The sequence below is a fragment of the Rhizobium cauense genome (assembly GCF_019511525.1).
In the GTDB taxonomy this organism is placed as follows: Bacteria; Pseudomonadota; Alphaproteobacteria; order Rhizobiales; family Rhizobiaceae; genus Rhizobium; species Rhizobium cauense.
In genome coordinates, this window is the sequence record NZ_JAEUAT010000031.1 from 38,890 (window position 1) to 48,975 (window position 10,086).

The 10,086-nt window shown below is 58.7% G+C and carries 11 protein-coding genes and 3 pseudogenes; 8 read left to right on the forward strand and 6 right to left on the reverse strand.

Going from position 1 to position 10,086, the window contains the following annotated elements; genetic code table 11:
• Positions 1–41: 41 nt before the first annotated feature.
• The 4 genes and pseudogenes from JNB88_RS31850 to JNB88_RS31865 all read right to left on the reverse strand — a co-directional run bounded on the left by JNB88_RS31850 (position 42) and on the right by JNB88_RS31865 (position 2,988).
• Positions 42–1,250 carry an AAA family ATPase gene (locus JNB88_RS31850; protein WP_220358960.1) on the reverse strand — a complete coding sequence of 403 codons (1,209 nt, stop codon included), beginning with the start codon at positions 1,248–1,250 and terminating at the stop codon, positions 42–44.
• 92 nt (positions 1,251–1,342) lie between these two features.
• Positions 1,343–1,531, reverse strand: a pseudogene (locus JNB88_RS31855) (SDR family NAD(P)-dependent oxidoreductase); the annotation flags it as partial.
• 51 nt (positions 1,532–1,582) lie between these two features.
• Positions 1,583–1,891: a putative quinol monooxygenase gene (locus JNB88_RS31860; RefSeq protein WP_220358961.1), complete on the reverse strand. Its 309-nt coding sequence runs from the start codon at positions 1,889–1,891 to the stop codon at positions 1,583–1,585.
• 74 nt (positions 1,892–1,965) lie between these two features.
• Positions 1,966–2,988, reverse strand: coding sequence for a zinc-binding alcohol dehydrogenase family protein (locus JNB88_RS31865; RefSeq protein ID WP_220358962.1), 1,023 nt, complete (start codon positions 2,986–2,988; stop codon positions 1,966–1,968).
• A gap of 116 nt (positions 2,989–3,104) precedes the next feature.
• On the opposite strand from JNB88_RS31865, the gene JNB88_RS31870 reads away from it, so the two are divergent.
• The 6 genes from JNB88_RS31870 (at position 3,105) to JNB88_RS31890 (ending at position 7,380) form a co-directional block, all read left to right on the forward strand.
• On the forward strand, positions 3,105–3,506 hold the full coding sequence (locus tag JNB88_RS31870) for a winged helix-turn-helix transcriptional regulator (RefSeq protein WP_113408870.1): 402 nt from the start codon (positions 3,105–3,107) through the stop codon (positions 3,504–3,506).
• Between the two features lie 53 nt (positions 3,507–3,559).
• A complete protein-coding gene (locus JNB88_RS31875) occupies positions 3,560–4,519 on the forward strand; it encodes a GlxA family transcriptional regulator (RefSeq protein ID WP_220358963.1) in 960 nt (319 codons plus the stop codon).
• Between the two features lie 140 nt (positions 4,520–4,659).
• The gene (locus JNB88_RS34025; RefSeq protein ID WP_223217420.1) at positions 4,660–4,815 is read left to right on the forward strand and encodes a carboxymuconolactone decarboxylase family protein; all 156 of its coding nucleotides are present in this window, start codon (positions 4,660–4,662) and stop codon (positions 4,813–4,815) included.
• A gap of 54 nt (positions 4,816–4,869) precedes the next feature.
• Positions 4,870–5,076: a carboxymuconolactone decarboxylase family protein gene (locus JNB88_RS34030; protein WP_338111068.1), complete on the forward strand. Its 207-nt coding sequence runs from the start codon at positions 4,870–4,872 to the stop codon at positions 5,074–5,076.
• Between the two features lie 253 nt (positions 5,077–5,329).
• A complete protein-coding gene (locus JNB88_RS31885) occupies positions 5,330–6,088 on the forward strand; it encodes an SDR family oxidoreductase (RefSeq protein WP_220358964.1) in 759 nt (252 codons plus the stop codon).
• A 59-nt stretch (positions 6,089–6,147) separates the two neighbouring features.
• Complete coding sequence (locus tag JNB88_RS31890) at positions 6,148–7,380, forward strand: MFS transporter (RefSeq protein WP_220358965.1); 1,233 nt, start codon at positions 6,148–6,150, stop codon at positions 7,378–7,380.
• Positions 7,381–7,474: 94 nt separating this feature from the next.
• Here JNB88_RS31890 and JNB88_RS31895 read toward each other — a convergent pair whose 3' ends face one another.
• Entirely contained in the window at positions 7,475–8,311 is an 837-nt protein-coding gene (locus tag JNB88_RS31895; RefSeq protein WP_220358966.1) for an SDR family oxidoreductase, read from the reverse strand.
• 96 nt (positions 8,312–8,407) lie between these two features.
• Between JNB88_RS31895 and JNB88_RS34475 the strand changes: the two are divergent.
• Together JNB88_RS34475 and JNB88_RS31900 are read left to right on the forward strand one after the other, a co-directional pair.
• A pseudogene (locus JNB88_RS34475) lies at positions 8,408–8,593 on the forward strand (helix-turn-helix domain-containing protein); the annotation flags it as partial.
• A gap of 63 nt (positions 8,594–8,656) precedes the next feature.
• Entirely contained in the window at positions 8,657–9,307 is a 651-nt protein-coding gene (locus JNB88_RS31900) for a LysR substrate-binding domain-containing protein (protein ID WP_338111069.1), read from the forward strand.
• 266 nt (positions 9,308–9,573) lie between these two features.
• Here JNB88_RS31900 and JNB88_RS31905 read toward each other — a convergent pair.
• Positions 9,574–9,960: pseudogene (locus JNB88_RS31905) on the reverse strand (methylated-DNA--[protein]-cysteine S-methyltransferase); the annotation flags it as partial.
• Positions 9,961–10,086 lie beyond the last annotated feature (126 nt).

The window sequence follows — 10,086 nt, forward strand, 5'->3', positions numbered from 1 at the left end:
TTGATCTCCCACATGTCGAATGTCGGTCGGCCACGCGCAAGTTACAACGGCGATGCTCTTCGCGGGTCACGCTTGCCTCGTCGAGGCTTCCTCTTTTCGGAAGTGCCGGTAGCATGAGCCAAGATAGTTCGGACTTCATCTCCCGGCATTACTTCGCGGTCTTCCAGGTTCAACACCAACCTCTCGATCCCGGTTCGGTTGCGAGCAACAATCTCGCAAGCCCTAGCAAGCTGTTCAGACAGCACCCGTTCAACTTGGTAACGCACGTCCGGATCGTTCTCCCTGAGCCTTTGCAGGAGTTCCGGCGTGGGTGCGTGCGTGTACGCCAGGGTGTCACCCATCCCGAAGGCCGCAACGATGAGTGTCGCCAGATCGGTCGCGATCTGAAGGTCGGAGCCGACGAAACCACCAGCTCCATCAAAGTGCTCGCCAAAGAACGTTCTCTCCGCAGCAATTCCACCAAGTAGCATGGTGATCTTGTCGAGGTAGGACTGTCGATTGCGGAACGAGGGAGATGGAATATTCCACTGCACATAACCTTGCATCGACTGCCCAGCCACTTTTTGTTTGGCTACGGCGACGAGGTTGATATCGGCGACCGCCAACTCGAGGCCGACAATAGCGTGCCCGGATTCATGAACGCATGCTGTCCGGCGTTCCTCGCTTTCAAGCGGCTTGACGGGTGGAACCCGCGCAAGAATATCTGCTGCCATGACAGGTCTTCGCTGGCGTCGGGCAAATCGCATTGCGTCGACAACATACTGCTTGAGGTCGGCCCCGGAACGACCGACCGTTGCTCTCGCGATGCTTAGGAGATCGTCGTCTTCGATCTTGATGCCGCCCAGATGCAGCCCGACAATTTGTGCTCTGGTGTCGAGATCCGGAAGCTCGAGAGCGTAGTGTCGGTCTAGTCGACCCGGCCTCCTGAGAGCCGCGTCGACCTTCTCCGGATAGTTCGTCGCTCCGATAACGACCACCCCGCGCCTTCCCTCGGCCCCGTCAAGAAGTTCAAGCATCGCATTGACGACCTCCGTGTTATAGTCGGCGTTGCTGCCTGTGAACGTGGCTCTGTCGCCGATGGAATCGATCTCATCAATAAGAAGGATGGTGGGGCCCTCGAACTCCGCGAGGCGGAAAGATGATCTCATCGCCTTGAGCATATCTCCGAGGTGGCCTTTACTCTGCCACTGCGCCGACGACGTCGCCGTGAAGTTGACACCGCAGGATCGGGCGAGCGCCGATGCAAACATAGTCTTTCCGGTGCCGGGAGGACCGCTCAGCAAGAGACCGGACGACACGTCTTCCCATCTGATCCGATCCTGGCGCCAGTCCGCGTGTTTTCGTCCGCTGTGTCGAGAACCGCCAATCCAGCCTGCGGCCCCAGCGACTTCAACGCTTCATCGAGCTTCGAACGCGACCGCGAGGCGATCGTGACGGCGGCACCGGCAGCGGTGGCCGCTTCTGCCACCGCCAAGCCGATTCCCGAGCTTCCGCCGACAACGAGAACGCGGCTATTTGCGAGAGATGTCATGATACTACCCTTCCTGTCTCAATTGGCTCCGAACGCGGCGATAATCCGCTTTCAAAGAAGTTTCTGAAGACGTTGCAGCTGCAAGGGCTCTGCAAGAAGCACTTCGAAACGAGCCGCCAGCGATTTGAACGGTGCCGCCTGGGCATGCGCCTCAAGAGCTGAACCATCTCGCCAGCTTTCCAGCATCACCGCTGAATTTGGGTCGTCGCGGTCGACGGTGAGATCGTAGAGCAGGCAGCCATCCTCCTTTCGCACATCAGGCACCATCGCCTTCAATGCATCGAAGAGCGCAGACCGCTGCTCCGGCTTTGCCTTTAACCTTGCAACGAGGTGAATAACCTCCGGCGCAATCTTATCCATTGTCCTGTCTCTTTAACGTAACCTTCGCCCGAAGATCGGGGCGGCAAGACGACTAATCGTCCGCCCTCGCCTCTTCACTTGGCCTCGAAACCTTCGAGCACGAGCTTGCCCTTGGTCTTTCCGCTTTCGATCGCGGCATGTGCTTTCTTCAAGTTCGCGGCGTTTATGGGAGACATCGTCTCCGTCACGGTTGTACGGATCTTCCCTTCGTCGATCAGCCGCGAAACCTCGTCGAGCAGCTTGCCCTGTTCGGCCATATCGGCTGTCTCGAAGATCGAGCGGGTGAACATCAGTTCCCAATGGATCGATACAGCCTTGCGCTTGAAGCCAAGCACATCGAGGCTTTCCGGGTCGTCGATCAACCCGAAGCGGCCCTGCGGCGCGATGAGTTCAATGATTTCCTTCAGGTGACGATGGGTCTCGGTCGTGGAGAAGACGAAGGCCGGGGCGCCAATACCGAGCGCGGCAACCTGTTCGGCAAGCGGCTTGGAATGGTCGATGACGTGGTGAGCACCGAGGCTCTTCACCCATTCCTGCGTTTCCGGACGCGACGCTGTGGCGATGACCGTTACATTGGTAAGCGCTCGTACGAGCTGGATTGCGATCGAGCCGACGCCACCCGCACCGCCAATAATAACGATGGCATTTGCCGCACCTGGCACGGGCTTGCGAATATCCAGCCGGTCGAACAGCATTTCCCAGGCGGTGATGGCCGTCAGCGGCAGAGCTGCAGCTTCGGCGTTAGACAGTGTCTTTGGCTTAGCCCCAACGATACGCTCATCCACGAGATGAAACTGGCTGTTCGCGCCGGGTCGGATCAGGGAGCCAGCGTAAAACACCTCGTCCCCGACCTTGAAGCCTTCCACGTCAGGCCCGGCTTCGACCACCTTGCCGACGGCATCCCAGCCGAGAACCTTCCATTGACCCGCTTCCGGATTAGCGTTTTTGCGAACTTTCGTATCGACCGGATTGACCGAAATCGCCTCGACTTCGACGAGAATGTCGCGGCCCGCCGGTGTCGGACGGGGAAGTTCGATGTCCTGCAAGGCGTCGTCCCGTTCAATCGCGCCTGCCGCCTTGTAACCGATTGCTTTCATGGTTTTGCTCCTTTGATGAAAGAGGGATTGCTGATTGATATGGATCCAAAATGGTCTATATTCGTAGCAGCGCAATACGCACAAATAACGCACGTAGTATCAAAAAGGATACTGTCATGGCAAAAGCGAGACACTCCCGTTTCGATTGTTCTCCCGGCTGCTCGGTCGAGGCGGCCATCGGCCTCATCGATGGAAAATGGAAGTCGGTGGTCCTTTTCCACCTCCTGTCCGGCACGTTGAGGTTCAACGAGCTCCGCAAGCATATCGTCAATGTCACGCCGCGCATGCTGACTAACCAGTTGCGTGAGCTTGAGGACGACGGCCTGATCGAGCGGAAGGTTTATGCGCAGGTCCCGCCGAAAGTCGAATACAGCCTTTCGGAACTTGGTCGCAGCATGGAGCCGATCCTGCTTGCGCTTAAATATTGGGGCGATGCCAACATAAGCCTTTATGGCAAACCACGGGGTCTTGATCCACGAGAGGCGAAAGTTGCGGAGCGTGGCGAAGCCCACGCCTGAGAAATCTATGGTCTAGCTTGTCCGTCAATTACGGACCTAATGCGGAAGTTGGCATGCGACGCGTTGGTTTCATCATGGAAGATGGCTTCCAGGTCATGGGTATGGCCGCTCTGACCGCCTTCGAATTCGCCAATGACGCACTTGGCGAGGAGATGTACCGCCTGACCGTCATGTCCGAAAAGGGTGGCACAATCCGCTCGTCAGTCGGCATTCGTATCGAGACCGAACCGCTCGGCGATTTTCCCGATACATTGATGGTGGTCGGAGAACTCGTTCCGAAACCTGCCTCCGCGAGACTGCTTGCCTATATCCGCGATGCCGCGCGCCAGTCGCGTCGCGTCGCCGGTGTCTGTACCGGGGCCTTCCTTTTGGCCGAAGCCGGCTTGCTGGACGGTCGCACCGCGACCACACACTGGGCCCATGCCCGGACGTTGAGGGAGCGTTATCCGGCAGTCGCAGTCGACGAAGACAGGATATTCGCCCATGACGATAATATCTGGACCTCTGCCGGAATGAGTGCGGCCATCGACTTGACGCTCGCCATGATCGAGGACGATCACGGTGCGGAACTTTCGCGCCTTATCGCCCGCAAGATGGTCGTCTACCACCGCCGGCCCGGCGGCCAATCACAGTTTTCTGCCTTGCTGGAACTTGAGCCCCGTTCGGATCGGGTTCGTCGGGCTCTCGTCTATGCCAAGGAGAACCTTCGCAATCCTCTGACCGTAGAAGAACTCGCTGAAGCCGCGAGCCTCAGCCCACGCCAGTTCAGCCGTCTGTTTCGTGACGAAACCGGGCAATCGCCGGCGAAGGCAGTTGAGCGCCTGCGATTGGAGGCAGCGAAGGCCATGCTGGAAGACGGTCGCCACCCGATCGATATTGTTGCAAGGGATACCGGCTTTGCCGACCGCGACCGAATGCGCCGCGCGTTCTTGCGCACTTTCGGCCAGCCGCCCCAAAGCCTTCGCCGCAGCTTGCGGCTGATCGAAGGTGATCGTGCCGAGGTCGCCGCCTGAAGTTTCTTCGAATTGCTCGATCCGATCACTCTGTAGACCCGGCCTGTCGACGCCGGTGGTCAAGGACGACCGATAGCACGAAGTTACAAGCTTGACACTCTCCTGCTGCGCATCATCGCGGCGCTTGAAGGAGATCAACCATGTCAGCAATTTCCACGCTTTCAGACAACGAAGTAACACCGCATGTGGCAGAGGTCTTTGCCTCGGCAAAGGCCACCATGGGGAAAGTCCCTAACCTCTACCGGGTCCTTGCCCATGCCCCGGCAGCCCTCGACGTCTATACCGGAAGCAAGTGATTTCCGCGCGACGGCGTCCTTTCCGCCGCGGCGCAGGAGCAAATCGCTATCGCTATCGCAGCCGCTAACGGCTGCGATTATTGCCTCGCCGCACATACTGGCGGAGCGCCCGCGGCTGGGGTCAGCGCCGAGGACCGGGCCAGTGCCCAAATGGGGCGAACGTCCGATCCGAAGATCCAGGCCATTCTCGAGCTCGCTCTGGCAATTAACGCGACCCACGGGCAGGGAGCGGCTGCAGCGCTTGAGGCAGCCAGAGCCTAACGGATGCGGAAATCCTGGAGACGATCGCTCACGTAGCCGTCAACATCCTCACCAACAGCGTCAACAACATCGTCGGCACGGTGCTTGATTTTCCGAAGGTCGAGCGCGTCGCCTAACACCGGTCCATCCCGATCATGCGGGGCTCATGTCCTAAAATGACGTTTAGTTGTCATTTGAGACAGCGAGGCCATGAGGCATGATCTTCCCATCGAAGCAAGGTTTCTACCGAAACCCAAATCCAAGGAGAGCGTTCATGCAACTTGAGCACAATACGATCTTCATCACGGGCGGCACATCCGGCATTGGCCGCGCCTTGGCGGAATCCTTTCATCGCCTTGGCAACAAGGTCATCATTGCCGGCCGCCGGAAGGCGCTACTCGATGAGGTGACCGCTGCCAATCCGGGCATGGAGGGCGTCGAACTCGACATCGCCGATCCTGCCGATATCGAGCGCGTCGCAGCCCGGCTGGTCCGCGACTATCCCTCGCTCAACGTCCTCGTCAACAATGCCGGCATCATGCCTTTCGACGACGCGGCCGGCAGGATCGATGACGCGCAATCGCAGCGGATCATCGACACCAATCTGCTCGGCCCGATCCGTCTGACTTCTGCGCTCATCGATCACCTTAAGGCTCAGCCGAAAGCGACGATCATCCACAACACGTCGGTCCTGGCCTATCTGCCGCTCGCATCCACCGCAGTCTATTCCGCTACCAAGGCGGCGCTGCATTCCTATGCTTTGTCGCAGCGTTTCCAGCTGCGCGGCACCAATGTCAGCGTACTGGAAATCGCACCGCCCTGGGTCGACACCGATCTGATCAGGAAGAGCGGCGATCCCCGCGCAATGCCGCTCGACATCTTCATCGACAAGACCATGAAGGGTCTCGGTACCGAGGCCGAGGAGATCTATGTCGAGGAGATCAAAGCGATCCGCGACAATCCCGGCAGCGGAGAGCACGCGCTCTTCAACGCCTTCAACGAATCTCTGGTCGCAAACCCGATCCCCGTCTGAGACGGCAGGCCGAGGCCCGGTTGCCGAGAAGGCGGCCGGGTATTCGGCTGGAGGTTACCATGCTGCAGAAACATGACCTAAAGTCCGCAATACCTGTCAGCGGCCCGGAAGTGCACCGATCCGAGCCATCCACGCTGCCCGCCTGGTTCCTGGCACTCGGAACCTTCGCAATCGGCACCGAGGGTTTCATGATCGCCCCCTTGCTCCCGACCATATCGGCCGATCTCGGCATGAGCCTTTCGGCGACTGCTATGCTGGTTGTCGTCTTTACCCTTGTACTAGCACTCAGTTCGCCGATCGCGACGGTCGTGACCGGTGGCATGCGTCGGCGGGACACGTTGCTACTTGCCATGACGCTCTTCACGGGCGGCAATCTGGTCGCGGCCTTTGCGCCAGGGTTCGCCACGCTGATATGTGCCCGCATCCTGATGGCGATCGCCTCCGGTCTTTATGCACCGAACGCCAATGCGCTCGCCGGAATGATCGTACCCGCAGAAAAACGCGGACGCGCGCTTGCTATCGTCAGCGGCGGTATGACGATCGCGATCGCACTTGGCCTACCGCTTGGCTCGATCATCGGCCACGCATTTGGTTGGCGCTCGACATTTCTAATGGTCGCCGCCATGGGGGCTGCCGCGATTATCGGCATCCTGGCAGGTGTCGGCCGCGACGCCGGTGCTCACATGACTATCGCAAGCCTCGGCGAGCGTATTGGCGTGATCCGTCAGGCACCCGTGTTAGAACTGCTGTCGGTGACGCTGTTCTGGTCGATGGGCGCGTATACGGCCTATCCCTATATCGCCCCCTACCTCTCGCAGACGCTTGGGTTTGCCGACAGCGGCATTGCGGCAACCGTGACGCTATGGGGCGTATTCGCAGCGCTCGACGTCTTCACCGGCGGCGCACTGAACGATCGGTTCGGGTCGCTCAAGGTCGCGAAGCTCTCGCTTATTGCACTCGCCCTGTCTTTCGCCGCTTTGGCTGTTGCCACAATACTTCCGGGCATGGGTGCCGTTTTGCTGGCACTTCTCGCCGTCGCCGGATGGGGGTTCAGTGTCTGGTTCTTCTTTCCCGCGCAGATGGCTCGACTGATCGTTGCCGGAGGACAGAGCCACGCCTCCGTCGCACTCTCTCTCAACACATCCACCATGTATCTCGGCTTTTCCATCGGCAGCGCGATCGGCGCCGGGATCATCGCAATCGGCAATGTGTGGATGATCGGTGCTGCGGCTGCCGTGATGGAATTAAGTGCCTTGGCTCTGGACGAAATCTGGAGACGCGGACAAACCTGAGGGGAACGACGTGGAACTAGAGATGCGCCACCGCAGATGTCTGCGGTGGCGCCATCAGTACGGAGATCGACATAAGCTCGCGTATCCGATGGGATTACGTGAAATCTGTCCACGCGGCCGAGAGCCGTTGACCCTCGACTTGGTTCAGCCTCTGGGACAGCGCGGTCGTGATATTGGTATAGGCATCGCTACCCAGAACCAGCCGTAGAGCGTCCGTGGGATTGTCGGTCGCTTCGATGATAGCGGCGGCAATCTTTTTAGGGTCGCCTATGGGGTTGCGAGCAGGATCTCGCAGTACCGATCCGAGAGAGGCGATGGGAGTTTGCTCATATCCCGGAGGCGTGTTGGATAGATGCTCGGCTGCAGCGCCGCGGAAAGATGTTCGCGCCGCACCAGGCTCTACGATCAGTACGCGGAGCCCAAATGAGCCGATCTCCTTTGAAAGCGATTCAAAATAGCCTTCGAGCCCCCATTTGCTCGCATGGTAAGCGGATGCCCCGGGATGTGTGGCCTGGCCACCGTAACTCGAAATCGCAATGATAGTGCCCTTCCCGCGTGCGCGCATATGCGGGAGCGCGTACTTAGTAAGGAGCATGGGGGCGATCAGATTGACTTCGAGTTGCCGTCGCAATTGCTTTTCCTCGATGCCCTCGGCCGCACCAAAGAGACCGTAGCCGGCGTTATTGACGAGGACATCGATACCGCCGAAACGATTAGCGGCGGCTTCAACGATAGCGGCAAATCTCGGCGCGCCAGCGGCAAGGTCCAGCTGCTCAACTGCAAGGGCATCGGGATGTTTTGCAATTAGCTCCTGCAGATCTGACGGGTCGCGGGCAGTACCGAAAACAAAGTGCCCGGCCGCAAGGAGCTGCTCGGCAAGTTCGCGCCCCAGCCCACGGCCAATTCCAGTTATGAACCAGACTTTATGCATTTCAGAGGTCCTCATATTCTTGACGTCCTCTCAAATAGCGAGTGAGATCATGAATGAGAATTGGACAACGTTAGATGGACTGTTAGCTAATTGGCCATGAATGAAAAGCCAACCTTCGCTGAACTAGGCGCATTTCTGGCGGCTGCGCGCCATCGCAACTTTCGTAAAGCAGCCGACGAACTTGGCATTGCGCCATCGACACTCAGCCATTTCATCCGGCGGCTTGAGGGGCGTCTTGAGACGCGCCTTCTCCACAGAAGCACAAGAAGTGTGTCGCTCACGTCAGCCGGCGAAGCGCTCGCCAACCGGCTGTCGCCCCTAATCCATGATTTGGATGAGGCATTGGTGGAGGCGGCAGATACCAAGGACAGCCCGCGGGGCCCACTGCGCGTCTTAGCGTCTGATGTCGTGGCAACCCTGCTTATGGAGACCGTGATACCGACATTTCTCAGCGAGTATCCCCACGTACAGCTTGAGCTAGTCGCGAACTCCGCTTTTGTTGACATCGTTGCGGAAGGGTTCGATGCAGCCTTTCGGTTGAGCGATGATGTTCCCAAGGACATGATCGCTCTGAAGTTCGGGGCGCCGTCATGCATGAAGGTGGTTGGATCGCCAGCTTACTTGAAAGGCCGTCACCTTCCTGTCTCTCCGGAAGAATTGGAGGTCTTAGACTGTGTTCGATCAAGACCTGCGACCGGTATTCCCTATCGTTGGGAATTCGAGAAGGGACGCAAGAAGATTTCCATCGAGCCTAAGGGCGCATTTACTGTCAATCGATCGGAGCTTGCTCTCCAAGCCGCACTCCGCGGCTTAGGGGTTTCCTACGTTCCGGAGAAACTGTGCCGTGCTCATCTCGAGACCGGCGCCTTGGTGTCGTTGTTGGACGACTGGTCCTCGTTATATGAAGGTCTGCGCCTCTATTATCCGGGCCACCGGCTCGTCCCGCCCGCGCTCAGAGCGTTCATCAACGTGGTGAAAACGAGCGAGTTAGCCTGAGAGGCTTACGCTCCTGAACGAATGGCGAGCAGTCTCGCTGTCGACCGACTTCGCCTGAACAATACGTGCGGCGGCAGACGGTCTCGGCCAGAGCAAATCGCTCGAAACCAGCCACGCGACGGCACTTACGGCAAAAGTGATCAGCGAAGCCGGTCGCTATTTGCCCAGCGGGACGGCACCGTTCTCCAGTGGCCATCTTCCGTCAAAGAGCCGTTATCCTCTGTCGACGAGGTGTTGGAGACCACTTTTTTCGTTTTACTGTCGCTGCTTTCCCTGCGCAACAGTTCCGCCTTCCGCTCAAGTCCCCAGGTATAGCGGAAGGCGGATCCGTCGTTCCTCGTCACCCGATGGCATGGGATGGCGACTGCGAGAGGATTGCTTGCGCAGGCGCTGGCGACCGCTTTTCCTCTCTTCCTGCTCCCAATTCTACGAGCAAGCTCCTCGTAGCTCACCGTTTCGCCTGGCTGCACTTGCCTCAGGGCGGTCCATACGCGCCTTTGAAACGCGGTTCCGCGTACGTCGAGAGGAAGGTCCAAACCCAGGCCAGGAGCTTCTACCATTCCGACGACACGGGCGACGACATTTTCGTAGTCCTGGTCGCCGCCCACGAGATTGGCGCTCGGGAAGCGATCCTGAAGATCTCTGAGGAGCTTAGGTCGCGTCCCCATAAAAGGGTTTCGCTTTAGTCACGATGATGATTCAATGTCCTTGGAAGGAGATTGATATGCGCCGTCATGAACTTAGCGATGAAGAGTGGGCGATCATCGCACCACTTTTGC

Excerpts from the sequence above, each read along its gene's own strand:
- JNB88_RS31850 (WP_220358960.1), bottom strand. The coding sequence starts at position 1,250 with ATGTTTGCATCGGCGCTCGCCCGATCCTGCGGTGTCAACTTCACGGCG.
- JNB88_RS31860 (WP_220358961.1), bottom strand. The coding sequence starts at position 1,891 with ATGGATAAGATTGCGCCGGAGGTTATTCACCTCGTTGCAAGGTTAAAG.
- JNB88_RS31865 (WP_220358962.1), bottom strand. The coding sequence starts at position 2,988 with ATGAAAGCAATCGGTTACAAGGCGGCAGGCGCGATTGAACGGGACGAC.
- JNB88_RS31870 (WP_113408870.1), top strand. The coding sequence starts at position 3,105 with ATGGCAAAAGCGAGACACTCCCGTTTCGATTGTTCTCCCGGCTGCTCG.
- JNB88_RS31875 (WP_220358963.1), top strand. The coding sequence starts at position 3,560 with ATGCGACGCGTTGGTTTCATCATGGAAGATGGCTTCCAGGTCATGGGT.
- JNB88_RS34025 (WP_223217420.1), top strand. The coding sequence starts at position 4,660 with ATGTCAGCAATTTCCACGCTTTCAGACAACGAAGTAACACCGCATGTG.
- JNB88_RS31885 (WP_220358964.1), top strand. The coding sequence starts at position 5,330 with ATGCAACTTGAGCACAATACGATCTTCATCACGGGCGGCACATCCGGC.
- JNB88_RS31890 (WP_220358965.1), top strand. The coding sequence starts at position 6,148 with ATGCTGCAGAAACATGACCTAAAGTCCGCAATACCTGTCAGCGGCCCG.
- JNB88_RS31895 (WP_220358966.1), bottom strand. The coding sequence starts at position 8,311 with ATGCATAAAGTCTGGTTCATAACTGGAATTGGCCGTGGGCTGGGGCGC.